The sequence below is a fragment of the Streptomyces sp. NPDC058671 genome (assembly GCF_042716475.1).
GTDB lineage: Bacteria > Actinomycetota > Actinomycetes > Streptomycetales > Streptomycetaceae > Streptomyces.
The window spans coordinates 204905-231426 of sequence record NZ_JBHXSA010000002.1 but is presented as its reverse complement, the minus strand read 5'-3'; the positions used below and the strand labels follow the sequence as shown (position 1 = coordinate 231426).

Here is a 26522-nt window from a genome sequence, read left to right as displayed (position 1 = left end):
TCACCGCCTATATTGCGCCCCGCTCGTGGAGGCCCTCACCCAAGGAGGCTGTACTCCCGAACCCCGGGGTGAACTTCGCGGCTGGTCACGAAGCCCTCGGCCGCCAGGCGTTCGAGGCTGATCTCGGCCGTACGCGTAGAGCAGCTGACGGCGCGTGCCGTTTGGACGGCCGTTATCTCCGGGTGGGTGGCCACCCTCGCCAGAATGCGTTGCCCGAGGTGCAGGGCCTGCTGCTCCTTGGCCTCGACGAAGAGGCCGGCGGCGCATACGCAGAGACACAGGGAGGTCGAGATACCTACGAGGTCGCCCTGCATCGACGCCGTTGCAGCGTTCATCGCCCCCAGCGCAAAAAGTAGAGGGGACGTGTATCGGAGGGATTGGAGACGTGGTGGTGACAGGGGAGCCTCCTCAGGAATTCAGTCCGCAGCTTGGCCGGGACTGGAGCAGTGGGTGTGTAGGTTGACATGCCCCTGCGCATCATTCCAGTCCTGATCGGGAGATTCCTGTCTGCCGTGAGCGATGTCGAAATCGGCTCTCCAAGTCCCCCCATTACCTTCTTCGTGGCCCCGCAATGGGGCGCCCGGCCTCCGGAGTTGGCATGACTTTCTCCCCCTGTCGAACGCATGGCCTGGGGGGTGGTGTCACCAGCTCCGGAGGCATCGACAGACCGCTGATTAGGGGCATGACCACCGGCCTTTCCGCAGGTCGGGAGGCTCTTCGTAATGTGGATGTGGCGATCGGTGCCATGGGACGGCCGGGCTGGAGTACGACCGGAGGACGCGCGTGATCGACGTCAGTGAGATCGGAGCTTTCCTCGGCCTGGACGTCGGGAAGGGCGAACACCACGCCACCGCCGTCACCCCGGCCGGGAAGAAGGCGTTCGACAAGCGGCTGCCCAACAGCGAACCGAAGCTCCGCGAGGTCTTCGGTAAGCTGCAGGCCAAGCACGGAACGGTGCTCGTGGTGGTCGACCAGCCGACCTCGATCGGGGCCCTGCCGCTGGCGGTGGCCCGGGATATGGGTTGCCCGGTCGCCTATCTGCCTGGACTGACGATGCGGCGGATCGCGGACCTCTACCCAGGTGAAGCAAAGACCGACGCCCGCGACGCGTTCGTCATCGCGGACGCGGCCCGCGTCATGCCGCACACGCTCCGCTCGGTCGACCTCGAAGACGAGACCATCGCCGAGCTGGAGATGATCGTTGGCTTCGATGACGACCTGGCCGGCGAGGCAACGAGGATCAGCAACCGGCTTCGCGGCCTGCTCACGCAGATCCACCCGTCGCTGGAGCGGGTCTTGGGCCCGAGAGTGCAGCACCCGGCCGTGCTCAAACTCCTCGACCAATTCGGCTCTCCGGCCCAGATCCGCAAGGCCGGACGCCGCAGGCTGGTGACGCTGATACGTCCGAAGGCCCCGCGGATGGCCGAGCGGCTGGTCGAGGACATCTTCACCGCGCTGGACGAGCAGACCGTCGTCGTCCCGGGCACGGACGCAGCCGCGCTGATCGTTCCCAGTCTTGCCGGCTCGCTCCAGGCAGTGCTTGACCAGCGGAAACTGCTGGCCGCGAGGATCGAGGAACTGCTGGAGGCACACCCTCTTTCCAAGGTCCTGACGTCCATGCCGGGGATCGGCGTCAGGACCGGAGCCCGGATCCTCATCGACGTCGGCGACGGATCCAGTTTCCCGTCCGCCGCCCACCTCGCCGCCTATGCCGGCCTGGCCCCGGCGACCCGCAGCTCGGGCTCGTCGATCCGCGGCGAACAACCGTCCAGGAGAGGAAACAAGCAGCTCAAACGGGCCTTCTTCCTTTCCGCGTTCGCCGCCCTGGCCGACCCGGCCTCCCGCACCTACTACGACAAGAAGATCGCCCAAGGCAAACACCACACCCAAGCCCTGCTCTGCCTCGCCAGGCGCCGGGCCGACGTCCTCTTCGCGATGCTCCGCGACGGAACCTTCTACGAACCCCAGCCGGCTACTTCGGGCTGAACCTCAGCACCCTCGCCACACACCGGGCAGTCACGTTCGTCGATCGAGTCGATCACGACCGGGTGACCACAGAAGTCGCACGGACGCATGGCCTCACCAGCCGCCCCCCGAACAGACACGTCATCACTCACGACAGCCACACTGCCAGACCCACCAGACACCGACCCGACCACCTTGACCAAAGACATAGGGGCACCCCCCGGCCGGGCGGGCGTGCGAGAGCAATGTTTCGGCGCCCTTCGTCTTGAGCGTCGCCACCACCCGCTCCACTGTCGGCCGTGAGCTGCCCGGTCCGTGCCGCAGCCGCCTGGGCAACACGCTGACAGGCCGCCTGGCCGCTCCGGCGTCTTCGGCCACCAAGTGCCGGCTCGCCAAGCCACGACTAGAATTGTTCGTGCTCGGGGATCCGACCTGCTCTCGGGAAGCCAGAGATGGAACTCGGCGACAGCATCATCCCGACCTCGGCCGACGAGGAGTCCCTCGACATCGACGTGTCGCGGAGGCATCTTGCAAGCCTGAGCGGGCAAGGGCAGTTCCTCATCGCGATCGGTGCCGCAGAAGATGTCCTCGCGGCCTTCGGCGTGAGACGGTCATCGCCTTCTGGTGTAAGGGTCGTGGTGACCGCGACGAAAACCAGCCTGCGGCGGCCAGACGGCCCCGAATCGCCAGGGCCGCCTGTCGTGTGGGTGCGTCCTGACCTGCACTTCGATTCGGCCGACATCGGTCGCGTGCGGCGTCAGATCACGTACTACGAGCCGAAGGTCGTCGTCATCGAGGGGCACACCGCCTCCGCCTCGGACGATTCCCAGTGGGCACAAGCGATCGTCGACGGTTGGCAGACGCCTGGAGTCCTTGCCCTGGCCGCCGACCCCTTGTACGACGTGGCCACAGCAGTCGTGCCCAATACGGCAGTAGAACCCCAACTCCCCCGGGCTGCACGTCACGTCAACACCGTGGTACAGCGTGTCGGCGACAGTACGACGGTCGCCCCTGGGGACGTGCTGGAGGCGGACACCGACTATCTTCTCGGGGTCGGGATCGGGCCACGCCGGGCCGACAGCCTGCTCGGCGGCGACGCATCGTTCCCCGACGAGATCCTCGGGCGTCGGGCGAGACGCCTTGACGTGTATCTCGAACACCTCAACGCTTCGACACTGACCACCCAGCACCGGCACGTGTACCTCCCGGAAGACGGTCCGGCATTCACCTGCCCGACGTCCGACCAGTTGCCCGACACCACCGAGTGGGAAGCACTGGACCATCGACTCTGCGCGGAAACCCACCACGAACTGGCGCAGTTCGAGGTGCCGCGTCGATCCTCACCCGGTGTGCTCCGATTCGACGTACTGATCTACGTCAATGTCGCCGTCGTGCACGTGCAACGCGTCGAACTGTCCGTCGTGGAAGGACCTGGTGCCATCGCGCGGGTCACCTACCGACTCCTGTATTCCTTCGATGACCTGCCCGATCTCACCGACCGGGCGGCCAGCGTGACCGAGGGGGAAGATCATCTGACGGTCAACGGCGTCGGGTACCCCCGCAGTCGATCGGGCGGTGCAGGTGGATCTTTCGGGTTCAGGGCGGACAAGGCCCAGTGGCACAGCGCGGCGGTGGACGTTCGAGAGCAGCTGACCGCCCGGCATTTCCACAGGGAGGAAACCGGGTGGCAGCCTCTCTACCCGGACGTCGATGTCCCGCGGAAGGAGTACGGGGACTCCCTGCTCCGCGTGGCCGACCTCGGGCGCGTCCTCTTCAACCAACTGTTCAACACCTCAGAGAGCCGCGAGCTCGCGCCCATGCTGCAGCACGAGGCTCGAGCACGCGGTAGGCCGGCTGTCATACAGATCGCTCGCACGGTTCAACGGCCCTTCGTCATCCCATGGCAGATCCTCTACGAGCTGCCCTTGGAGCACCCCGAGTTGGGAGTGCGGGTATGTCCCGCGGTCGACGAGTATGGGCCGGGCGGGACCGGAGAGTGGCCGCCGCCTGCCTCCTGCCCTCATGGCGAGGACCACGACCGGGCCTTGGCGGAGCGTCCCCGACGAGCTTTCCTCTGCCCCTACGGATTCTGGGGGATGGCCCACATCCTTGAGATCCCCGAACCGCCCCCGGGGCGCCGTTCCCTCGACCACATCGTCACGGACTCGACCGCCCAACCGACCATGGTGACCGGCATCGGTGCCGACCTGAACGACAAGCTACTCAAGACCCATCTGAGCCGAATGGGCTCACAAGCCCCAGGCATCGCCTCCACGCCAGACAGTCCCCTGACCGACGCCACGGAATTCCTCGACGCCCTGACGCCGTCCACGATGGATGTCGTCTACCTGCTCAGTCACTGCAAACGTACGGGGCCCTCGGAGCGCACTCATGCCCTTGTCTTCGCGGACCAGAAGTTGACCAGTGACGACGTCGCCGTGTGGGCACGCGACGAATGGCCGAAGGACCATTGGGCTGGACGCCGTCCGTTGGTCCTCCTCAACGCCTGCTACACCGCTGAGATCACGGCGTCGACCATGGCCGGCTTCGTCACGAACTTCGTCGCGGCGGGCGCCTCCGGCGTCGTGGGGACGGAGACCCTGGTCGAGCAAAACGTCGCCTCCTCCGCGATGGAATCCTTTCTCACCGACTTCGCCGCCGGTAGCACCGCCGGCGAAGCAGTCCGCCTGATGCGGTGGCGCCTCTTGCGGCGCGGAAACCTCCTCGGGTTCTCCTACACCCCCTACTGCGCAGCCGATCTCCGCCTCAGGCCGTCCCCGTGACCCTCGAAGGAGAACCGATGATCATCGCGGTAACCACCATCCAGAGCCCCACCGGCCTGGTCCTGACCGGCGCCGCATTCTTCGGTGTCGCCGTCGGCTACATCACCTACCGGACGCTCGCCCGCACCACCGACAAGGCGGCCATCACCGACCTTGCCACCGTCATCGGCGCCATCGGCGGCGGCGTAGTCACTACGCTGTACGGCCCTGCAGACGGCACGATGTTCGCCTGGTACAGCATCGGGCTCGTCATCGGCATGGCCGTCTACCTGGTCCTCTCCCTCGCCACACGCGGCAAGGACACCACCGGAACGGTGGTGCTAGGCGGCGACGATCCGAAGCGGGATTGACAGACCTCTTACGTCGACAACGCGTTCGACACGGTGAGCCGCCCCGCCGCCCCGTGACCTTACAGGGAGTGCAAGTGCGCCCAGCCGTACCACCCCCCGCCGTCGGGGTTGCGGGAATGGTCTCACCGGGCACGAAGGAGTCGTACTGCGTGCGGCTCAAGGCGGAGCAGTGGCGCGCGTGTCGAAGCCGCCGAGCCACCTGGCAGCACGTCGCGCTGCGGGGTAGCCAACGGGAGAAGCAGGGACCGGCCTGTGGCCCACAGCGTCGCGGTTGTCAGGACCTTCACACGCACCGGCGGAAGCGGCACGAGCGCACAGAGGGCAACAGAGGGTCGGCAGCCGGCCGGGTGATCTCTCGCGATGATGATCCCCGCCCTTCTGCAGACACCCGTGGAGAATCCGTCCGAAGTCCAGCAGTACAGCGCGACACACGCCCACCTACGAGCCCTGGCCCTCCCCTCGGAGCGCAGCCGGCACCTCATCACCGACACCATCAAGGTCTACTCGTCATGAGCGCCAGGGCGGCGAGCTGATGGGAGCCGGTCGACCCACAACGGTACGTAGCCGTCTCGCACGCCCAATGCCGGTCGCCTCACCAGCAAAAGCGGCGCCACGAACAGCTGCGGCTGGGGAGAATCTGGGGAGAATGAAGCCGCTCTGGGGAGCGGCTGGGGAGAATCGACCGCGTAAATCGGCGTCACCATGAAAGCCCCGGAAACGAGCAAATTCGCAGGTCAGCACGGCTCGTACTGCGATACGTGCAGGTCAGCGCGCTGAGGGCGAGGACTTCAAGAAGATCTCCTCGTGGGCGGCCATCCTCTTCGCTCCCACGCTGGTGGGAACGATCTACGGCATGAACTTCGACTCCATGCCCGAGCTGAGCTGGGGTTTCGGATACCCCTTCGCCGTCGGGTTGATGGGCGTGGTCTGCGTCAGTCTGTACGTGATTTTCAAGCGGCGGGACTGGCTGTAGGGAGCGAGAGATCCCGCTGCGTGGTCGTCAGACGGTGCTTGCGTCTGGGCAGGCCGAAGGTGGGGTGCCGGGTGGCCCACAGCGACATCCAGACGATGCCCGCCTTGATCCGTGCGGCCTTCCGGCCGCCCGCGTACGACGACTTGGCCCGCCCTTCGTCGTCGACCATCTGCAGGATCCCGTCCCGCCGCCCGAGGCTGATGTGGTTGCCCACGTACTCCAGCTTGGTGGTCGCGACCTCGCGACCGGTCAGGCATCTCACGATCGTGTCCACGGCCTGCCTGCCGGTGTAGCCGGCCGAGGCGCAGGACATCGGCAGCGGCCGTCCGTTGTCGCCGAGGGTGTAGGCGCTGTCGCCCGCGGCGTAGACGTCCGGGTGCGACACCGACCGCATCGTGCGGTCGACGACGATCCGGCCGTCCTCGGTGACCTCGATCCCGCTCGCGGCGGCCAGGGGGCTGACCGCGAACCCGGCCGTCCACACGGTCGCGTCGGACGCCAGGACGGTGCCGTCGGCGCACCGCACCCGCGTCGCTTCGACGGCCTCGACGCCGGCGTGCTCCAGGACGGTGATGCCCAGCCGGTCACAGGCCTGGCGCAGGTGGCCGCGGGCTCCGGCGGTGAGCTGGGCGCCCAGCTCGCCGCGGGCGATCAGCGTCACCGACAGGCCGGGGCGGGATTCGGCGATCTCAGTGGCGGTCTCGATGCCGGTCAACCCGTCGCCGACGACCAGGACGTTCCCGCCTTCGTCCCGTTCGCTCAGGCTGCTCAGGCGTTCGCGCAGCCGCAGCGCCGAAGGCCGGGAGCCGACGTCGAAGGCGTGCTCGGTCACGCCGGGGACTCCGTGGGTGGCGCCGTGACTGCCGAGCGCGTAGAGAAGCGTGTCGTAGCCGAGCTCCCCGGTGCCGTCGGCGTCGGTCACGGCGACGACCCGGCGCTCGGGGTCGACGGTGGTGACACGGCCAAGGCGCAGCCGTATCGCCGTGCCCGCGAAGACGTCGGCGAGCTGCGGGGCCTCGATCTCCCGCCCGGCCGCGAACTCGTGCAGCCGCAGCCGTTGCACGAAGTCCGGCACCGCGTTCACCACGGTGATCCGGACGTCCGCGGGGGTCAGTCGTCGCGCCAGGGTCCCGGCCGCGTAGGCCCCGGCATACCCGGCGCCGAGGACGACGATGCGGTGCTTCATGTGATGCTCCCGTCGGTTCGCCTGCTTCCGGCGTCTTGAGCGAGACAGCCGCCCGTTTCCTAACGGGAGCGGGCGGTGACGTGGGTCACAGGCTCTCCGCGGCCGTGCCCAGCGCGTGGACGGGCGACGACCCTGCCCTCGCAGGTGAGTTCACGGACGCGTGCGGGCGGCATCAAGAACGCGTAAAGATTGCCGGAACCAGGCAGTGAACACTCGTGCGGCTCTGTGGAACCATCCATGGACAACGGGGAAGCGCGACACGGGGCGGGTGGCGTACATGGGCTGGTTTCTTGGTCTCGGCATCGCGGGTCTCGTGCTGCTCGTCCTCTCGCTGGTCTTCGACGGGGTGCTGGAGGGGGTCCTCGACTCGATCGGCGGGGCCCTCGACGGGTTTCTGTCGTTGCCGGTGATCGCCGGGTTCGTGTCCGCCCTCGGGTTCACGGGGGCGATCGTCCTCGGAACCTCCGGCGCGGGGGCCGGGGTCGCCGCCGGTGCGGGTGTGGTCGCGGGGGGCGCCGTGGGGTGGGGGACCTGGCGGTTCAGCCGGGCGCTGCTCCGGGACGGGTCCGCGCCCGCGCCGCGAGGCGACGACCTGACCGGGACGAGCGGTTCCGTGGTGACCGCGGTCCCCGTGGACGGGTACGGCGAGGTTCTGCTGTATCTCGCGGGCCAGCCGGTGAAGTACGCGGCGAAGGCCGGCTTTGCCCTCCCGCGCGGCACCGAGGTGTGGGTCGAGGCCGTGCTCTCACCGACGTCCGTCGCCGTCCGCCCGGTCGAGCGCTGACCGGGCGTCACGTTCTGTCTTTTCCATTCTGATCGAAGGGGGTTTCTTCATGAGCCCTGTCCTCACCGCCGTGGTGGGCATCGTCGTCCTCGTGGTGCTGCTCGGTCTCGTCGTCATCACCCGCTACAAGGTCGCCGGGCCCAGCCAGGCGTTCATCATCACCGGCCGCCGGGGCAAGCAGGCCACCGATCCCGCCACCGGGCGGGTGTTCACCGACAACAGCGGGCAGAAGGTCGTCGTCGGCGGCGGCGTGTTCGTCGTCCCGTTCGTCCAGCAGAAGTTCACGCTCGACCTCTCCAGCCGGCACATCCCCGTCGCCGTCCGCGGCGCGGTCACCCTGCGCGGGGTGAAGGCCAACCTGGAGGGTGTCGCGATCGTCAAGGTCGGCGGCACCGAGGACTCCATCCGGGCCGCGGCGCAGCGGTTCCTGATGCAGCAGGACGGGATCGTCGGCTTCACCCAGGAAGTACTGTCCGGTGCGCTGCGGTCGATCGTCGGCCGGATGTCGGTCGAGGACATCATCCGTGACCGCGCCGCCTTCGCCGGGCAGGTCGCCGAAGAGGCCGAGGCGAGCCTGTCCGGCCAGGGCCTGGTCCTGGACGCCTTCCAGATCCAGGACATCACCACCGAGGGCTCCTACCTCGAAGACCTCGGCCGCCCCGAGGCCGCCCGCGCCAAGCAGGAGGCCGACATCGCCGAGGCCGTCGCCCGCCGCGCCGCCGAACAGGCCCGGCTGAAGGCGGAGGAGGAGATCGCCATCGCGCAGCGGACCCTCTACCTGAAGCAGGCCGAGATCAAGGCCCAGACCGACGAGGCCGCCGCCCAGGCCAACGCCGCCGGCCCGCTCGCCGAGGCCGACCGCCAGCAGCAGATCCTCACCGAGCAGGAGAAGGTCGCCGAACGCCAGGCCGCTCTGACCGACCGTCAGCTCGACACCCAGGTCCGCAAGCCCGCCGACGCCGCCCGCTACCAGGCCGAGCAGGAGGCGGAGGCCCGCCGTATCGCCCTGGTCAAGCAGGCCGAGGCCGACGCCCAGCGCTCCCGTCTCACCGGCGAGGGCGAGAAGGCCCACCGCGCCGCGCTCGCCGACGCCGTACGCATCGAGGGCGAGGCGGAGGCCGCGTCCATCGCCGCCAAGGGCTCCGCCGAGGCCGAGGCCATGCGGAAGAAGGCCGACGCCTTCGCCCGCTACGGTGACGCCGCCGTCCTCCAGATGCTCGTCGAGGTCCTGCCGCAGGTCGTCGCCAAGGCGTCCGAACCGCTCTCCGCCATCGACAAGATGACCGTCATCTCCACCGACGGGGCGAGCCAGCTCTCCCGCACCGTCGCCGACAACGTGGCCCAGGGCATGGAACTCCTCTCCTCCACCACCGGAGTCGACCTCGCCCAGCTCCTCCAGGGCCTCACGCAGAAGAAGACCGTCCCCGGTCCGGTTCGACCCGTGGCTTCCGACGACGGAGCCGTCCGGATCACCGACTAGCGGAGGAATCATGAGCCTCCACCCGCGGAGCCGTCGAGTTCCGGCCGGTCACATGGTGGTCTGCGGAGACGACGGACTCGCGCACCGGCTGGCGGCGGAGTTACGGGACGTGTACCGCGAGCGGGTCGTCCTCGTCGTCCCGGACGGGGACACCGAGGAGGCCGTGGCGGGACAGCCGGCGACGCTGTCCCGCGCGGCGGACCCGGTGGGCGTGCCGGGGTCGCCGCGGCGGCCCGCCGGCCCCGCGCCGGACGGCACGAGCGGCGGGGCCACACCGTCCGTCCAGGAGCTGTTCTCGGACCGCCCCACGGAGGCGGCCCTCCTGCGCGCCGGTGTCGACCGGGCCGCCGCGCTCGCCCTGTTGTACGAGGACGACGAGACCAACCTGCGGGCCGCGCTCGCCGCGCGTCGCCTCAGCCCGGGCATCCGGCTCGTCGTCCGGATGTACAACCGCAAGCTCGGGCTGTACATGGAGGAACTCCTCGACCAGGCCGTCCTCGTCGCCCTGCCCGGCATCGAACGGGCCGCGCTCGACGCCTCGACGACGGTCCTCTCGGACGCGGACACCGCCGCTCCGGCGCTCGCCGCCACCGCCGTCGCGGGAACCAGCAAGGTCGTACAGGCCGACGGACTGCTCCTGCGCGCGGTGGAGCGCACGCCTCCCGGCCCGGGCGAGGTGCCGGCCCCCGGGCTGTGCACCCTCGCGCTGCTGTCCTCCACCACCGTCGACCCGGCCGGCTCGGAGGGCTCGGACGCCGCCGGGTCCCAAGGCCCCGATCTGCTGCCCGACGACCGGTCCGTGCGGGACTCGGCGGGCCGGGGCACGATCGTGCTGGAGACCGTACGGCACGCGGGCCCCGCAAGGCCCGCGCGCCGTCTCGCCCGCAGGGGGGCGCCCCTCGGCAAGCTCCTTTCGCGCCGCCTCCGTTGGGCTCTGGCCGGGATCGCCGGGGCGGTACCGCTTCTGACCCTAGCCGCGTCGCTCACGACGGACGAAGGCCTCGTCCACGCCGCCCACCTCACCCTTCTCGACCTGTTCTCCATCGGTGACCCGGCGGTGGGCGAGCCCGCCTCGCGGCAGGTCCTGCAACTCCTGTCCGGTCTCGTCGGTCTGGCGCTGCTGCCGCTGCTCGTCGCCGGCTCCCTGGAGGCCCTGGGGACCTTCCGGGGCGTCGGCGCGCTCCGGCGCCCGCCCCGCGGGCTGTCCGGTCACGTCGTGCTCCTCGGACTCGGCAAGATCGGCACCCGCGTGCTGGCCCGGCTGCGCGAACTGGACATCCCCGTGGTGTGCGTCGAGGAGGACCCCGATGCCCGTGGCATCACGCTCGCCCGCGACCTGGGCGTGCCCGTCGTCCTCGGTGACGTCACCGAGGACGGGGTCCTGGAGGCCGCCAAGATCCATCGCGCGCACGCCCTGCTCGCCCTCACCAGCTCGGACACCACCAACCTGGAGGGCACGCTCTACGCCCGTACGGTCAAGCCCGATCTGCGCGTGGCCCTGCGCCTCTACGACGACGACTTCGCCACCGCCGTCTACCGCACCCTGCGCACCGCCCACCCGGACGCCCTCACGCGGAGCCGCAGCGTCACCCATCTGGCGGCCCCCGCCTTCGCCGGCGCGATGATGGGTCGGCAGATCCTCGGCGCCATCCCCGTCGAACGCAAGGTGCTGCTCTTCGCCGCGCTCCTCGTCGCCGCCCACCCCGGGTTCGAGGGCCGTACCGTCTCCGAGGCGTTCCGCCCGGGTGCCTGGCGCGTCCTCGCCCTCGACACGGCCTCCCCCGCGGCCCGCCGCCCCGACCTCGCCTCCGCACCTCACGCCGGCGAGCGGCCGCAGCTGCTGTGGGACCTCCACCCCGGCTACGTGCTGCGCCCGGAGGACCGCGTCGTCATCGCCGCCACACGCCGCGGCCTCGCCGAACTCCTCGGCCGGCACCCCTCGGACGCCGCCCGGCCCACCGACCGCGGCGTCGGTCGCGGGGCGCTGCGTGGCGGCGCCCCGGTGCCGGTCGTCGGCACGTACCGTGCGTCCATGACGACAGCACCGGAAGGGGACCCGGTCGAGCCGGGCGACGTTCGCGCGGCTCGCTCCGCCATCGAGGCGTACCTGAGCCGTGCGGCTCCGGAAGGGGAGCATCATCCTCCGCGCGGCGCCGACCGTCCGGAAGGGGAACGGCTTCCGCGCGGCGCCGACGGCCCGGCGGGTGGTGAGCGCCGTATCGACGACGCGACGGCGGAGCGCATCGCCCGCGAGGCCTGGGACGCGGTGAGCGCGGCCACGCCTCCTCCGCCCGACCCCGACTCCGACGCGGGCCCCGCGCGGATGACCGAGGAACCCGCCGAAGTCACCGAGCGCCGCAACGAGGCCATCGCGATCGCCCGTGGGCTGCGGCTCCTCGGCTACCACCTCGACGAGACGCTCCGGCCGGGGCCCGACATGGCTGCCGGATAGCCCGTCGTGGGGGCGGCCGATGCCGCCGCTGGGGACGTCGGGGACGCCGGGAGTGTCCCCGCCGACAGGGCCGCACGGGGCGGCGACCCCGCGCGGATACCAGAGCCGTACGGGTGGCTGAGCCCAGCGATGTACCAGGGCCGTACAGGTGTCCGCGCCCTACGGGGCATCACGTACCGCCGGATCCGAGGCCCCCGGCCGGGCGCGGGACGTCCTCCGGGCGATCCGGGCGGTGCGGACCACGGCGGCCCGCTCTCCCGCACCTCCGGCCGGGAACGGTCCTCCCTCACGTGTGTACGCAGGACCGGGCCGGGCAGGGGCCCGCCATGAGGACCCGTCGTGGACACGTGACGCACCCGAGCCCCTTGGAGGGCCGCGTCGCTGTCGTCACGGGCGCCGCCCGGGGGCTCGGTGAGGGCTTGGCGCACGCCCTGGCGGAGCGCGGAGCGCGGATGGCCCTCCTCGGTCTGGAGGAGGAGCGGCTCCGCCGTCTGGCGGCGGATCTTCCCGTCCCGGCGGCCCATTGGGCGGTGGACGTGGCGGACGCGGACGCGCTCTCGACCACCGCCGAAGCCGTACGGGACACCCTGGGCCCTCCCTCCGTCGTCATCGCGAACGCGGGCGTCGCCCTCGGCGGGCCGCTCCTGGAGTGCGACCCGGAGGCCTGGCGACGGGTGGTCGACGTCAACCTCGTCGGCAGCGCCCTGACCGCGCGTGCCTTCCTGCCCGATCTGCTGCGCACCCACGGCTACTACCTCCAGGTCGCCTCGCTCGCGGCCCTCGCGCCCGCGCCGCTGCTCACGGCGTACTGCGCCTCCAAATCCGGTGTGGAGGCGTTCGCCCACGCACTGCGCGCCGAGGTCGCGCACCGGGACGTCGGCGTCGGCATCGCCTATCTGAGCTGGGCCGACACCGCCATGATCCGGGCGGCCGACGAGACCGCCGCCTTCCGGATACTGCGCACCCACATGCCCTGGCCGGCGTCCGCCACCCACGCGACCGCCCCCTTCGTCCGCGCCATGGTCCGAGGCGTCGAACGCCGGTCCGCCCATGTGTACGCCCCGCCGTGGCTATGGGGCGCCCACGCCGTGCGGTCCTTCCTGCCGCCGGTCATCACCTACCGGTCCCGGCAGGTCCTCGCCGCTCACGGCGGCGGCCCCCTGCCGCCGACCGGGCTCCTCGGCCCCGGTGGCACGGCCGCCGACCACCCCCGTCCCGCCGGACCGCCGGTTCAGCAGCCCATCAGCTCCCAGGAGAAGCAATGGCCGTACGACACCGACTGATCCACGCCGCACCGCACGACGTGTGGCACGTGCTCGCCGACGCTTCGCGCTACGCGGACTGGGTGGTGGGTACGAGCGAGTCGCACGAGGCCAGAGGCGCGTGGCCCGAGCTGCACTCGGCTCTGGAGTACACCGTCCGGATCGGGCCGTGGCAGGTTTCCGGGACCACGGTCGTACGACGGGTGGACGCGCCCCGGGAACTGGAGCTGGAAGTCGACAGCGGCCCTGTCGGGACCGCTCGGGTGGCGATCGAGGTCCGCTCCTGGGGCGAGGAAAGCCTGGTCATCGTGGACGAGCACCCGCTGCGGGGTATCGGCGGCCTCCTGCACAACGCCGCACTCGACGCGCTGATCCAGCTGCGCCACCGTGACATGCTGAAACGGCTCGCGGACGTCGTCGAGGAGTCGGCCGGAGCCGACGACCACGCGTGGATCTGAGCCCGTGGACGCGCTCGGACACGTCGCCTTCCGCGCGGGCCGCGCCCTCGCCCGCCGCCGGGGCTCCCGACCCGCGCTCCACCCCCACGGGGTGGTCCTGGAGGGGCGTCTCGTCGTGCCGGACCACGAGCGCCGCTGGGGCGTGCCGTGGCTCGACCGACCCGGGACCTACGCGGTGACGGCGCGGTGGTCGCGGGCCGCGGGCCTCCCGCGTCCCCTGCCCGACGGCCTGGGGCTCGCGCTGCGGATCGAGGACGTCGACGGGCCGGGCCGCGCGTTGGAACTGCTGCTCACCAGCAGCGGGCGGGGAGGGGTGACCCGGCACGTGCCGCTGCCTCGGACGTCGGCCACCGCCGGGCCCTACAGCACGTTGCTGTCCTACGTCGTCGGCGACGGGCGGGGCGTGGTGGCGGCGTTCCCGGTGCCGGGGTCGGCGCGGGTCCCGGCCGATCCCGTCGTGGTGGGAGCCGCGCCGGGCTCGCGGCCCCTGGAGTTCGACCTGGGGCTGGGGACGGCCGCGGGCTGGTGGCCACTGGCACGCCTCCGCCTGCTGCGGGAGGCCTCGCCGGGCCGGTACGCGTTCGACCCCTACCTGAACTCCCTGCCGGACTTCCGGCCCGGGGAGCGCCTTGCCGCGATCCGCGTCCCCGCGTACGCGGGGTCCCGGGTCGGACGCACGGCGCCGCCCCCTTCCTGAGGGCGGTCGCCCGACCAGGGGCACGCGGCGGCGGTCCCTGGTCGGGCGCAAGGCCTCGGCCTGCCACCGGGTGACCGCCTCGCGCCCCCACCGACGGTGGGCGCGGGCCGCACGACCTTCTGATCGGCCCCTCAAACCGCTCAGACGTGCAACAAATGTCACACATGAGCGGTCGTGCATACGTGTGACCAAGGCGGGCATTCGTACGGGCACAACGACGGCTTCGATCACGACGGGGCCGGTCGGAGGCCATGTCCAGCCGTCGAGGGGAGTCACCGTGACCGTCCGGATCGGGGTCGAGGAAGAGTTCCACGTGATCGACGTCGAGAGCGGGGAACTCGTCCCGCGCGCCGACGCGGTACTCGGCAGGCTCGCACGGCACGCCGACGGGTACACACGGGAGCTGCAACAGTCGGTCGTCGAGTCCAACAGCGGGGTGCACGAGACCCTGGAGGGCCTCGGCGCCGACCTGACCGCCTCGCGCGCACGGCTCGACCGTGCCGCGTCCTCCCAGGGCCTGGCGATCGCGGCGGCCGGCACCGCCCCGCTGACCCGGCTCGGCACCGTGCCGCCGACCGACGACGACCGCTACCTGCACATGACGGACGAGTACCGGCTGCTCGCGGACGAGCAGCTGATCTGCGGCGCGCAGGTGCACGTGGACGTGCCCGACCGGGACACCGCGGTGCGCGCGATGTGCGCCGTCAGCCCCTGGCTGCCGCCGCTCCTGGCGTTGTCGGCGAGCTCCCCCTTCTGGCTCGGCGCCGACACCGGCTACGCGAGCTGGCGCACGATGGTCTGGCAGCGCTGGCCCACCTCGGGCCCGCCCGGGTGCTTCGACGGGGCGGAGGAGTACGACCGGTCCCTGGACGAACTGGTCCACTCGGGCGTCATCAGCGACCCCGGCATGATCTATTACGACGTCCGTCCCTCGGCGCACATAAGGACCTTGGAACTGCGCATCTGTGATGCCTGCCCTCGCGTCGAGACGGTGGTGCTCATCGCCGCCCTCTTCCGCGCGGTCGTGACCGAAGCCTGCGAGAAGATCCGGGCCGAAGGGAGCGCCGGGTGCGACGGCCGTCACGAGTGGCTGCGCGCGGCCACCTGGCGGGCCGCCCGGTCGGGCCTCGAAGGGGACCTGGTCGATCCCGCCACGCGGCTCGCGGCGCCCGCCCCCGTGGTCGTCCGCGGCATGCTGCGGCGGTTCCGCCCGGCCCTTGAGGCGTACGGGGACTGGGAGACCGTGTGCGCCCTGGCGGAGTCGGCCCTGGCCCGTGGCAGTGCCGCCCATCGCCTGCGCCGGAAGGCGGCGCGGGAGGACCTCCTCGCGGGTGTCGACGACATCCTGGCCGAGACCAGGGGCGGAGAGCTTCGGCCCGACCGCGGTGGCCGGGCCCGTGGACGCGGCGAGCACCTCCGTACCCGACGTGACGCCCGCGCGGCGGCACACACCCCATGAGACGGGAGAACGTGATGACGAGACGACGCGGGATCCGCTCACCGCTCAAGACGGTCCCGGACCACCCGGGACCGTGCGACGGAGCGGGCCGGACGCCCCACCCCGAACAGCCGATCAAGGAGATACAGACCATGCGAAAACCGGCCCACCCGTCCCTCTCGTCCACTCCGCTCGCTGGAGGTCCGGCGTGTGCGGCCTGAGCGGAGAGATCCGTTTCGACGGCGGGCGGCCCGACCTGGCCGCCGTGGAGCGGATGACCGACCGGCTCGCGGCCCGGGGGCCCGACGGTCGCGGTCTGTGGCACCGGGGCGCCATCGCCCTCGGCCATCGGCGTCTGAAGATCATCGATCTGTCGGAGCGGGCGGCCCAGCCGATGACCGACGAGGAGACGGGACTGACCTGTGTCTTCAACGGTTGCATCTACAACTACAAGCAGTTGCGTGAGGAGCTGCGGGGCCTCGGCCATCGCTTCGCCACCACGTCGGACACCGAGGTGGTCCTCAAGGCGTACCGGCAGTGGGGCACGGACTTCGTCCGGCACCTCGTCGGCATGTTCGCCGTGGCGGTGGCCGAGCACGCCACCGGACGCCTCGTGCTCGCCCGTGACCGGCTGGGCATCAAGCCCCTCTACACGGCGGCGCGGCCGGGTCGGCTGCGGTTCGCCTCCACGCTCCCGGCCCTCCTCGCGGGCGGCGAGGTCGACACCTCGCTCGATCCGGTCGCCGTGCACCACTACATGAGCTGGCAGTCGACGGTGCCCGCCCCGCGCACCGTTCTCGCCGGCGTGCGCAAGCTCCCGCCGGCGACCGTCAGGGTCGTCGAGCCGGACGGCCGGCAGCAGGACCACCGCTACTGGCAGCCCTCCTACACGCGGCGGAGCGCCTTCGCCGGCATGGACGCGGAGGAGTGGCGGGACGCCGTCCTCGGGGCGCTGCGCACCGCCGTGCGCCGTCGGATGGTGGCCGACGTCCCCGTCGGCGTGCTGCTGTCAGGTGGTCTGGACTCCAGCCTGATCGTCGCCCTGCTCGCCGAGGAGGGACAGCAGGACCTGGCCACGTTCAGCGTGGGGTTCGAGTCGGAGGCGGACGAGGAGGGCGACGAGTTCCGCTACTCCGACCGGGTCGCACGGCACTTCGAGACCGACCACCACCAGTTGCTGGTGCCGTCGGACCGGGTGTCCACCGCGCTCGACGGGGCCGTCGCCGCCATGAGCGAGCCCATGACCAGTCACGACGTCGTCGCCTTCCACCTCCTGTCGGAGCTGGTCTCCAAGGAGGTCAGCGTCGTGCAGAGCGGCCAGGGGGCCGACGAGGTGTTCGGTGGCTACCACTGGTACCCGGCCCTCGCCGAGGTCTCGCGCGAGGACGAGCCCGAGCGGTACGCCGACGTGTACTCCGACCGGCCGCACTCCGAGCTGGCGAAGATCCTCCAGCCGCACATGCTGGCCGAGGGCGACCCGTCCCGCCGGTACATCCACACGCACATGGCCGAACCCGGTGCCGAGACCGCCCTGGACGCGGCGCTCCGCACGGAGACCCACGTCATGATGATCGACGACCCGGTGAAGCGGGTCGACAACATGACCATGGACTGGGGCCTGGAGGCCCGGGTGCCGTTCCTCGACCACGAGCTCGTCGAGCTGGCCGCCGCCTGCCCGCCCGAGCTGAAGCTCGCCCAGGGCGGCAAGGGCGTCCTCAAGGACGCCGGACGCACGGTGCTGCCCAGGGAGATCGTCGACCGGCCGAAGGGCTACTTCCCGGTGCCCGCCATCCGCCACATGGCCGCCCCCGTCCTGGGACGCGTCCGGGAGGCGCTGAACGCCCCCGCCGCACGCCGACGGGGGATCTTCCGGGACGAGTACGTCGCCTCGCTCCTGCGGGCGCCCGACGACCACCGCACCAACCGGGGGGCCAACGCCCTGTGGCAGGTAGCGTTGCTGGAGATATGGCTGCAGACGCACGGCATCGACTGACCGCGAAGAGCCCTTACGGAGCCTCCGGGGCACCCTGGACGCAGCCGTCGGCCGACGCGGGGAGACCTTACGGAGCCTCCGGGGCTCCCTGGACGCAGCCACTGGCCGACGCGGGGTCCCCGGACGGCCCCAGGGGGCTCGCGGCGCACGCCTGCTGGTACCCGACGGTGGACCCCGGCGGTGAGCGCGTGGCCTTCGTCTGCGACCGCGGAGGCGTACCCCAGCTCTGGACCGGACCGGTGGACGGCGAGGAGGTCCGGCTGCTCGACGGCGGCCCGGACCACGTCACCGAGGCGTCCTGGTCGCCGGACGGCCGCTGGATCGCGTACACCGTCTCCCCCGGCGGCAGCGGTCACACCCGGGTGCTGTGCGTCCGCCCCGACGGCTCGGACCGCAGGATCCTGGCCGGAGCGGACCCGGGATCCTCGGCGTACCTGGGCTGCTGGACCCGGGACGGCTCGGCCGTGGCGGTCACGATCGCGGAGCCCGTGGCCGACGGGCCGGACCTTCGCGCCCTGGTCGGCCGTCCCCCTGGCTGGACGGGACGCGACGGACCCGCCACCCTCCTCGGCGCCGGTGCGCACGGCACCGAGGACGGCGGCTCCGCCGTGCGCGACCGGCTCGCCGCCTACCTCCTCGATCCGGCCGGCACCTCCGCTCCCGTCCTGCTGGCCGACGAGAGGGAGGCCGCGACGCTCCGGGTGTGCGACCTCAGCCAGGACGGCGGCCTGGCCCTGCTGCGCCGCGGTCCGCGCGGCCGGCGGGAGGCGGTGGTGGTCCGCGTCTCCGACCGGACACCCCTGTGCGTGCTGCCCGTCGCCGACGGCGACCCGTGGATCGGCCGCTTCTCCGCGGACGCCCGTACGGTATGGCTGCGCAGCGATCACGAACGGGAGTTCGCCGCGCTGCTCGCCCTGCGCCTGGACGAGGCGGGGCGCCCGACGGACCTCCACACGGTCGCCGAGCGCCCCTCCGGCGACCTGGAACTGCTCGCCGTCGTGGAGAGCGGCGGGCGGGCCGTGCTGTCGTGGAACGTCCGGGGGACGAGCGAACTGGAGACCATGCCGCTCGTCGCGGGCGGGACGGGGCCGGCGAACCTGACGAGCGCGACGGGGCCCGTGAGCGGTGCGGGCGGGATGGCGCCCTTGAGCGGTACGGGCGGTACGGCGCCTGTGAGCGGTACGGGCCGGACAGCGGCGCCGAGCGGTACGGCCGGGGCGGCGCCGCTCGGGTCGCGGGTGGTCGAGCTGGACCACGAGGTGGTCACCCGCGTCACGCCCGCCGGGCCCGACGGGATGCTGGTGGCCCTTTCCGGCTCGCGGCGCAGGCCCGGGGTGTGGCACGTGCCGGGTACGGCGCCACCGAGGCGTACGCCGTGGTCGGCCCGTGACCAGGAGACCGTCCCACCGGGACCGCCCCCGGTCCGACCGGCGCCGCTGCGCCCGACTGCCCGCGACGGACTGCTCCTCGGCGGCTGGTACCACCGGGCCCCCGGCCGCGCTCCCGGCGACCCCGCTCCCTGCGTACTGCACCTGCACGGCGGCCCGGAGGAGCAGGAACGGCCCGTCTTCGACCCGCTTTACCACGAGCTGCTGGGGCGGGGCCTCGACGTCTTCGCGCCCGACGTCCGGGGCTCCTCGGGTTGGGGCCGCTCGTTCCGCGACGCGGACCTCGGTACGGGTCGCTTCGCCGCGATCGAGGACGTCGCCGCCTGCGCGGCCCACGTGATCGAGGCCGGGCTCGCCGATCCCCGGCGGCTGGCCGTCATGGGGCACTCGTACGGCGGGTACCTGACGCTCGCCTCCCTCGTCTGGCACCCGGAGCTCTTCCGTACCGGCGTCACGGTCTGCGGCATGTCGGACTTCGCGACCTTCTTCGCCGGCACCGAACCGTGGCTCGCGGACTCGGCCGCCCACAAGTACGGCCATCCCGAGCGGGACCGGGCGCTGCTGCAGTCGCTGTCGCCGATGAGCCGCGTCGACGCCCTGCGCGTACCGCTGCTCGCGGTGCACGGCGAACACGACACCAACGTCCCGCCGAGCGAGTCCGAGCAGATCGTCCACGCGGCCCGGGAACGCGGCCTGGAGGCGGAACTCCTCCTCCTCCACGAGGAGGGCCACGACTTCCGCCGCGCCGAGAGCCGACGACTGTTCCGCCGCACGGCGGCGGACTGGCTCCAGCGGTGGCTCACCGCGTGACGCGGGGGTTGCACCCCCGGGCCCCGGCGGTGCACCCCTCGGCCACGCGGCACCGCGCCGCCGGGAGGGATCTTCCTGGCGGCGCGGGGCAGCAGCATCGGCTGAGGCAGCCGGTCGAACGAGAGGCCCTAGGTCATGGAGCCCCGGGCGGATCGGCGGGTGTCGGAACGCCGGCTGTCGTGGTCGCGCGCGGCAGAGGCGGCCGCGAGGGCCAGGAGCGTGGCGATGACGCCGGTGATGAGGTTGCTCGTGATGGAGCGGGTGTGGGCGACGTCGCCGGCGACGACCCATGGGGCCACGCAGGTCCAGATGCCGATGGCGGCGGCAGCCCAGGCCATGGAGTGCGTGCGCTCGTAGGAGTTGCCGAGGCCTCCGAGGAGGAGCATGTAGGCGATACCGGCGATGAGGTTGGTCACCGCGAGCGTGGTGAAGCCGTTGAAGCCCGCGATCCAGGGGGACGCCGCCAGATAGAGGCCGGTGATCAGGGCGAGTGCCTCGACCATCTGCGCTCGTGGCGTTGCTGCGGCGCGGTCGTGCCGTGCGCGCAGTTCCATGAGGTCGGGGTGCTCCTCGATGGGGGCACGGTGTGTTGACGCCATGATGGCCTCCGTAGTGAAGGTGTTGCCTCACTGCCCATACCCCCATAATGGCGACACATTGGTAAAAACTCACCGGCTTTCGGCCGGTTCTCCGCCCGCGGACCCGTTCGTCCGAGGAGGCCCCGTCGTGTCACGGAACCCCGAGTCCCTGTACACCCGCGTCCGGCAGGAGGTCGGCGTCCGCGCGGATCGCCTGTGGGAGGTGAGCCTCGCCCTGCACCGCGAACCGGAGACCGCGTACGAGGAGCACCGCGCGGCCCGCCTGCTCGCGGGGGAACTCGAACGGGAGGGCTTCGCGGTGGAACGCGGGGTGGCCGGCCTGCCGACCGCCTTCGTCGCCCGTACGGGGTCGGCGGCCGGGGCCCGGGGCGGGCCCGTCGTGGCCCTGCTGATGGAGTACGACGCGCTGCCGCGTCTCGGGCACGCCTGCGGCCACAACCTCATCGCGTCGGCGGGCCTCGGTGCGGCCCTCGCCGTACGCGCCGCGCTCGGCGGGATCGAGGGGACGCTGCTGGCCGTCGGGACACCCGCGGAGGAACGGGGCGGTGGCAAGGTGGCGTTGGTGGGCGCGGGGGTGTTCCGGGAGGTGGACGCGGCGCTCATGTTCCATCCCGGGGTCCATGACTGGGTGTGGGCGCCGTTGACGGCCAGTGCCCAGCTGCGGGTGGGGTTCCACGGGCGGGCCGCGCACCCGACGGGCAGCCCCACGGAGGGGATCGACGCGCTGGGGGCGCTGATCCAGCTCTTCAACACCCTCGGTGTGCTGGACCGACGGCTGCCCCCGGGTTCCCACGTCCAGGGCATCGTGACGGACGGCGGCCGGGCCACGAACATCGTCCCCGCGTACGCGGAGGGCCTGTTCGGCCTGCGTGGCGGAACCACGTCCGCGCTGGAGGCGCTGGTGGAGGAGCTGCGCTCGTGCGCCCGGGGGGTGGCGTCGGCGACCCGTACCCGGGTGGAGGTCAGCGACGTGGGCGGGCGGTACGAGCACTTCCGAGACAACGAGGTCCTGTCGGCCCTGTTCGCCGCCCACCTCGACCGGGCGGGCATCCCGCTGTCGGAGCCCACGGCGGGCGTGTACCTGGGGTCGTCCGACATCGGGAACGTCAGCACCCGCGTACCCGCGATCCATCCGTGGGTCGCCGTCATGGGGCCGGACGGCTCCGACCACACACCGGAGTTCGCGGAGGCGGCGGCGGGCCCCCGGGCGCGACAGGTGATGACGGCCGCGGCGGAGGCGCTGGCGTGCACGGCGGTCGACGTCCTGCTGCGTCCGGAGGTGTCGGAGCGGGCCTGGGCCGGTCTGCGGGCGAAGGCGGCGGCGGGCCGGTGATGACAGCCCGCCCGGTCCTCACGGAGGAGGTTCAGGCCCCCGGGACCGTGTCCTTCGCGGCGGCCGGGCGGCGGGCGTAGGTGAAGAGGTGGTCCTCGGGGGCCGCGCTGTCGCCGTCCGGGGTGAAGGCCGACACCGCGTGGTGCAGCACGTCGAGACCGCAGTCCTCCCGCTGGAGGCGCAGGTACTCCTCCGTCGGGAAGCTGGAGACCCTGACGGGACGCCCCATCCAGACGATCTCGACGTCCTCCACGTCGGCGGGAACGGTCGCCGTCACCAGGAAGCCGCCCGGCGCAAGCCAGCCGGCCATGCGCTTCAGGGCGCCGACCGCCTCCGCCCGGCCCATCATCAGCAGCGGGAAGAACGCGCAGACCGCGTCGAAGCCGCCCTCCGGCGCGTCGAAGGCGCGCACGTCGCACTGCTCGAACCGGGCCCCGGGCACCTGGGCGCTCGCGAGGGCGACCATGCCCCCGGACACGTCGATGCCGGTCACCTCGCAGCCGGCACGTACCAGGAGGTCGGCCACCGGGCGTCCGGTGCCGCTCCCGACGTCGAGGACCCTGGCTCCCGCGTCCAGCCGTGCGGTGAGCCAGTCGATCGCCTCCCACTGGGCCGGCAGCCGGACGAAGGCGCGCTCGTAGGCGATCCCCAGGTCGTCGAACAGCTCCGCCGCCGACACCGGCCGCGCCTTCGTACCGTCGTGGTCCATGGGCGTTCCCCTCCGTCGTGGGGTGCGCACGTGGGGTGCGTACCAGGGGCGGGCCTACCCATCCGGAGCCTTCCGGCAACGCGAACGGCCCGGCCGGCACCCTGTCGCGGCGGCGGGGGCGACGAGGCGTTCCTCGGCCCCGTCGTCGCGGTACCGGACGACGCGCCGCTGCTGGACCGGGTGATCGGCCTCAGCGGCCGGCCCGACCGGCGCCCGGCCCAGAAGGACCGGGCAGGCCCCCGGGTGCCGTCCGGGCGGCGGGACCGCGTCCGGACGGCACCCGGGGGCCGGGTGTCGTGGGTCAGAGGGTCATCTCGTACGTGCCCGAGAGGGCCTCGACCTGCTGCCAGACACGCTCCGAGCGCGCCTCGTCGACGACCGGACGGCGGACCGCGCCGAGCGCCCAGTGCTGCTGCTGCTCCGTCGCGGAGTCCTTGCCGTGCAGTTCGACGGCGTGCGAGGAGAAGTCGCGGACGAGGACGGCGAACAGCTCGTCGAGGACGTCCTCGTCGAGGCCGGTCAGCGCGGCCTGCTCCAGGACCAGCTGGCCGTGGACGACGAGCGCGAAGAGCTGGCCGACGGCGAGGAGGAGGTCCAGGTCGCGGCTCTGCTCCTCGTCCGGGGCGGCCTTGACGACGAACTCGCAGAGCGCGTCGGCCTGTTCGCGGAGGCGGGCGACGTTGGGCAGGTGGCCGTAGGCGTCGTAGGCGGCGCGCCAGTCGTGGAAACGGACGGAGCCGAGACCGCGGGCCGGTCCCTGGCGGAAGAGGAACGCGTCGTCCGCCGCGTCCAGGCGGGTCGGGACGGGCTCGTACGCGACCGGGTCGAGCAGGTGGTTGCGCATGAACTTCAGGATCAGCGCCAGGTTGACGTGGACCGTGCCCTCCAGCTTCGGCAGTCCGCGGATCTCCACGGCGGCCTGGGCGAAGTAGTTGTCCTTCTCGAAGCCCTTGGCGGCGATGACGTCCCACATCAGGTCGATGACCTTCTCGCCCTCGGTGGTCACCTTCATCTTCGTCATCGGGTTGAAGAGGAGGTAACGGCGGTCGTCGGGACCGGCGGTGCGGAAGTAGTCGACGGCGCGGTCGCTGAACAGCTTCATGCCGACGAGCCGGACGTACGCGTCGGTCAGCTCGCGCCGCACGTGCGGGAACGCGGTGACGGGCCGGCCGTACAGGATCCGGTTCTGCGCGTGCGTGACGGCCTCGTACATCGCGTGCTCGCAGATGCCGATCGACGCGGTGCACAGGTTGAACTTGCCCACGTTGACGGTGTTCAGGGCGGCGTCGAAGGCGGCCCGGCCGGTGTGCAGCACGTCCTCGGCACCGACCGGGTACTCCTCGAGCCGGAACTCGCTGACGTACTTGGAGGAGTCGACGACGTTCTTGACCAGGCGGTACGCCGGGTGGCGGCTGTCGGCGGCGAAGAAGACGTACCCGTCGGGGCCCTCGACGTCGGTGCGGCGGCCGAAGACGGAGACGAGCCCGGCCGCGTTGCCGTTGCCGATGTAGTACTTGGAGCCGGTGGCGCGGAAGCCGCCCTCGCCGTCGGGCTCCAGGAGCATGTCGGTGGAGTAGATGTCGGCGCCGTGCGACTTCTCGGAGAGGCCGAAGGCGAACACCTCGCCCTGGGTGAGGAGTTCGGCGGCGCGGGCGCGGGCGGCGGCGTTGTCGCTCTGCCAGACCGGGCCGAGGCCGAGGATGGTGACCTGCCAGGCGTACCAGTAGTCGAGGCCGTAGAAGCCGAGGATCTCGTTGAGGGCGGCGATGCGGGCGGTGTCCCAGCGCTTGTCGCCCTCCTGCTCGCCGGCGGCGGAGGACGGCGTCAGGAAGGTCGCGAAGAGTCCCTCCTCGGCGGCGAAGGCGAGGAAGTCGCCGAGCCAGGCCCGGCTCCGGTAGTCCTCGATGATCTGACGCTTGCCGCGCGCCTCGAACCAGTCGACGGTGGCCCGCAGCAGTCGGCGGGTCTCCGGGTCGAAGTGCGCCGGGTCGTAGGTGTGCGGGTTGAACAGCAGCGCGTCGGCCATGACGTCAGCCTTTCCGGCTCGGGATGAGGGTGGTGGTGCGGGAGGTGGGTTCGGGAGGTGGTTCAGTGCTCGCCGGCCTGGAACCGGGCGAGCGTGGCGAGGACGTCGTCGAGCCAGGCGATCATCATCCGCTCGTACGCGATGCCGCCACGGAGCACGACGTGCTGGAGCTCCCGCTCGGCGTCGGGCGGCCCCTCCGCGTCAAGTGGCCCGTCCGTGTCGAGCGATCCGCCCGCGACAGGTGGCCCGTCCGCGCCGGCCGGCCCGCCCGCGAGGAGGGGCCCGAAGTCGCGGGTCTCGCCGGCGAGATAGCGGGCCAGGCGGTCGGTGTGCGCCCGGCGGTGCCGCTCGACCTCGCCGATCAGGGCGGCCGGGTCGTCGAAGGCGGCGCCCCTGATCTTCACGGCGAGGTCGTGCCGCACGCTCTCGGGTTCGATCGGCTCGTGCAGCCACGCGGCGAGCGCGTCCCGCCCGGCGGCGGCGACGGAGTACTCCTTCTTGTCGGGACGCCCCTGCTGCGGCACGTCCCGGACGTCGATCCAGCCGTCGCCCTCCATGCGCTTGAGCACGCGGTAGATCTGCTGGTGGGTGGCGGTCCAGAAGTACCCGATGGACCGCTCGAAGCGCCGGGCCAGCTCGTAACCGGACCCGGGCTTCTCGAGCAGGGAGACAAGGATCGCGTGGTCGAGCGCCATGTGCCCGATCCTGCTATGCACCTCGTTGCATAGCAAGCCCGCCCCCGTGAGACGCGGCTCACCCCGGGCGGACGGGGGCCCCACATGTGATCGAGCGATACGTCCCTGAGCACGTCGCGGTGCGGAAGGCCGAGCTGGTGTGGGACGCTGGCGGCATGGTGCTCCACCGTCCGCGGCCCCGTGGAGGGCGTGGACCGGGAAAAGCGCGGCGTACCCGACGGGCCACGAGGACCGGTCGCCCCGGCGCCCGCCGGCATCAACGGAACCGCATGGACCGGCCCGTCCGGCCCCGCCTCGGGGGCGTGCCGCCGGTCAGGGCCGTCCCGCGCGGCAACGGAGCATCTCCAGCGGAGGGTTGGCGTGGAAGTCGGCCCAGAAGTCCTCGCCGAACTCGCGGACCCCGGCCTCCGAGACCGTGAGCGGGACCCAGGTCAGGCCGGTGAACCCGGCTGACCGCAGCGCCTTCTCGTAGACCTCTCGGCGGGGACGGTTGGCGACGAAGGAGATCGGCGGGTCGAGCAGGGCGGTGATCCGGACCTGGGGCCCGGTCTCGGCCTCCTCGCCGGTGGGTTCGCTGCGGAAGCCGTACTTCTCCGGGGTCGGTCCGTCGAAGCGGTAGTCGGGCGACTGGTTGAGCACGAAGAACTCGCCGCCCGGCCTCAGGTTCCGGTGGACGTTGCGGCACATCCGTTCCGTGGTGGCGTAGTCCTCCGCGTAGCTGAGCAGCTGGACCGCGAGCGCGAGGTCGAAACGCCGGCCGATCGGGCGCAGTTCGGCGACGTCGCCGACCTCGTAGCGCACGCCCAGGGGCTCGCTCTCCTCCAACCGCCGCGCCACAGAGACCATCTCACCGGAGACGTCGATCCCGAGGACGTCCGTGGCGCCGCGCCGTCTGAACTCCCTGCTGTAGAAGCCGGTGCCGGAGGCCAGGTCGAGGAGGGACCTGCCGCGCACGTCCCCGACCATGGCCAGGAGACCGGGGACCACGGCGAACCTCTCCAGCGGAAGGGACTTGAAGCCCTCGTACGCCTCACCGATGGCGTCGTACTGTTGCGTACCCACCGTGTCGTCCTCCTGCGCTTCGTCCGGGTCGGGCGTGTGACGGGCAGTCTTTCTCCGCCCGCGCGGCCCGCCGTACTGA

General features: G+C 71.8%; 20 protein-coding genes and 2 pseudogenes. 15 read left to right on the top strand and 7 right to left on the bottom strand.

What is annotated here, in order from left to right; translation table 11 throughout:
• Positions 1–35: 35 nt before the first annotated feature.
• Positions 36–335: a MarR family transcriptional regulator gene (locus ACFWV2_RS03225; protein ID WP_384400863.1), complete on the bottom strand. Its 300-nt coding sequence runs from the start codon at positions 333–335 to the stop codon at positions 36–38.
• Between the two features lie 448 nt (positions 336–783).
• Between ACFWV2_RS03225 and ACFWV2_RS03220 the strand changes: the two genes are divergently transcribed.
• From ACFWV2_RS03220 to ACFWV2_RS03200, 5 genes and pseudogenes are all read left to right on the top strand, one after another.
• The gene (locus ACFWV2_RS03220) at positions 784–1986 is read left to right on the top strand and encodes an IS110 family transposase (protein ID WP_384400861.1); all 1203 of its coding nucleotides are present in this window, start codon (positions 784–786) and stop codon (positions 1984–1986) included.
• A 431-nt stretch (positions 1987–2417) separates the two neighbouring features.
• Positions 2418–4748 carry a CHAT domain-containing protein gene (locus tag ACFWV2_RS03215; protein ID WP_384400855.1) on the top strand — a complete coding sequence of 777 codons (2331 nt, stop codon included), beginning with the start codon at positions 2418–2420 and terminating at the stop codon, positions 4746–4748.
• Between the two features lie 17 nt (positions 4749–4765).
• Positions 4766–5098, top strand: a complete 333-nt coding sequence (locus ACFWV2_RS03210; RefSeq protein ID WP_384400852.1) for a hypothetical protein — start codon at positions 4766–4768, stop codon at positions 5096–5098.
• 360 nt (positions 5099–5458) lie between these two features.
• Complete coding sequence (locus tag ACFWV2_RS03205) at positions 5459–5611, top strand: hypothetical protein (protein WP_384400849.1); 153 nt, start codon at positions 5459–5461, stop codon at positions 5609–5611.
• Positions 5612–5873: 262 nt separating this feature from the next.
• Positions 5874–6071, top strand: a pseudogene (locus tag ACFWV2_RS03200) (CorA family divalent cation transporter); the annotation flags it as partial.
• Here the strand turns inward: ACFWV2_RS03200 and ACFWV2_RS03195 are convergent.
• The gene (locus ACFWV2_RS03195) at positions 6049–7257 is read right to left on the bottom strand and encodes an NAD(P)/FAD-dependent oxidoreductase (RefSeq protein ID WP_384400846.1); all 1209 of its coding nucleotides are present in this window, start codon (positions 7255–7257) and stop codon (positions 6049–6051) included. The pseudogene ACFWV2_RS03200 and the gene ACFWV2_RS03195 sit on opposite strands and share 23 nt — an antisense overlap.
• A 277-nt stretch (positions 7258–7534) precedes the next feature.
• Here ACFWV2_RS03195 and ACFWV2_RS03190 point away from each other — a divergent pair, with 277 nt between their 5' ends.
• The 9 genes and pseudogenes from ACFWV2_RS03190 (at position 7535) to ACFWV2_RS03150 (ending at position 20019) form a co-directional block, all read left to right on the top strand.
• Positions 7535–8041, top strand: coding sequence for a hypothetical protein (locus tag ACFWV2_RS03190; protein WP_384400843.1), 507 nt, complete (start codon positions 7535–7537; stop codon positions 8039–8041).
• A 49-nt stretch (positions 8042–8090) separates the two neighbouring features.
• A complete protein-coding gene (locus tag ACFWV2_RS03185; protein WP_384400840.1) occupies positions 8091–9521 on the top strand; it encodes a flotillin family protein in 1431 nt (476 codons plus the stop codon).
• 52 nt (positions 9522–9573) lie between these two features.
• Positions 9574–11475: pseudogene (locus ACFWV2_RS03180) on the top strand (potassium channel family protein); the annotation flags it as partial.
• An 845-nt stretch (positions 11476–12320) separates the two neighbouring features.
• Positions 12321–13256: an SDR family oxidoreductase gene (locus ACFWV2_RS03175; RefSeq protein WP_384400837.1), complete on the top strand. Its 936-nt coding sequence runs from the start codon at positions 12321–12323 to the stop codon at positions 13254–13256.
• Positions 13235–13693 (top strand): SRPBCC family protein, encoded by a 459-nt coding sequence (locus ACFWV2_RS03170; protein ID WP_384400834.1) that lies wholly within the window; start codon positions 13235–13237, stop codon positions 13691–13693. The genes ACFWV2_RS03175 and ACFWV2_RS03170 overlap by 22 nt, the downstream gene beginning before the upstream one ends.
• A 4-nt stretch (positions 13694–13697) precedes the next feature.
• Positions 13698–14390 (top strand): phosphodiesterase, encoded by a 693-nt coding sequence (locus tag ACFWV2_RS03165; protein ID WP_384400831.1) that lies wholly within the window; start codon positions 13698–13700, stop codon positions 14388–14390.
• A gap of 277 nt (positions 14391–14667) precedes the next feature.
• A complete protein-coding gene (locus tag ACFWV2_RS03160; protein WP_384400828.1) occupies positions 14668–15849 on the top strand; it encodes a glutamate--cysteine ligase in 1182 nt (393 codons plus the stop codon).
• A 187-nt stretch (positions 15850–16036) separates the two neighbouring features.
• The gene (locus tag ACFWV2_RS03155) at positions 16037–17821 is read left to right on the top strand and encodes an N-acetylglutaminylglutamine amidotransferase (RefSeq protein WP_384400825.1); all 1785 of its coding nucleotides are present in this window, start codon (positions 16037–16039) and stop codon (positions 17819–17821) included.
• On the top strand, positions 17794–20019 hold the full coding sequence (locus ACFWV2_RS03150; RefSeq protein WP_384400822.1) for a S9 family peptidase: 2226 nt from the start codon (positions 17794–17796) through the stop codon (positions 20017–20019). The genes ACFWV2_RS03155 and ACFWV2_RS03150 overlap by 28 nt, the downstream gene beginning before the upstream one ends.
• Before the next feature lie 128 nt (positions 20020–20147).
• Here the strand turns inward: ACFWV2_RS03150 and ACFWV2_RS03145 are convergent, their stop codons facing one another.
• Entirely contained in the window at positions 20148–20618 is a 471-nt protein-coding gene (locus tag ACFWV2_RS03145) for an SPW repeat protein (protein ID WP_384400819.1), read from the bottom strand.
• A 127-nt stretch (positions 20619–20745) separates the two neighbouring features.
• Here ACFWV2_RS03145 and ACFWV2_RS03140 point away from each other — a divergent pair, with 127 nt between their 5' ends.
• Positions 20746–21951 (top strand): amidohydrolase, encoded by a 1206-nt coding sequence (locus ACFWV2_RS03140; protein ID WP_384400817.1) that lies wholly within the window; start codon positions 20746–20748, stop codon positions 21949–21951.
• A gap of 31 nt (positions 21952–21982) precedes the next feature.
• On the opposite strand, the gene ACFWV2_RS03135 is transcribed toward ACFWV2_RS03140, so the two are convergent.
• The 4 genes from ACFWV2_RS03135 to ACFWV2_RS03120 all read right to left on the bottom strand — a co-directional run bounded on the left by ACFWV2_RS03135 (position 21983) and on the right by ACFWV2_RS03120 (position 26443).
• Entirely contained in the window at positions 21983–22660 is a 678-nt protein-coding gene (locus ACFWV2_RS03135) for a class I SAM-dependent methyltransferase (protein WP_384400814.1), read from the bottom strand.
• Positions 22661–22961: 301 nt separating this feature from the next.
• Positions 22962–24686 carry an acyl-CoA dehydrogenase family protein gene (locus tag ACFWV2_RS03130; RefSeq protein ID WP_384400811.1) on the bottom strand — a complete coding sequence of 575 codons (1725 nt, stop codon included), beginning with the start codon at positions 24684–24686 and terminating at the stop codon, positions 22962–22964.
• A gap of 62 nt (positions 24687–24748) precedes the next feature.
• Entirely contained in the window at positions 24749–25381 is a 633-nt protein-coding gene (locus ACFWV2_RS03125; protein WP_384400808.1) for a PadR family transcriptional regulator, read from the bottom strand.
• A gap of 312 nt (positions 25382–25693) precedes the next feature.
• Entirely contained in the window at positions 25694–26443 is a 750-nt protein-coding gene (locus ACFWV2_RS03120; protein WP_384400806.1) for a class I SAM-dependent methyltransferase, read from the bottom strand.
• Between the last annotated feature and the right edge of the window lie 79 nt (positions 26444–26522).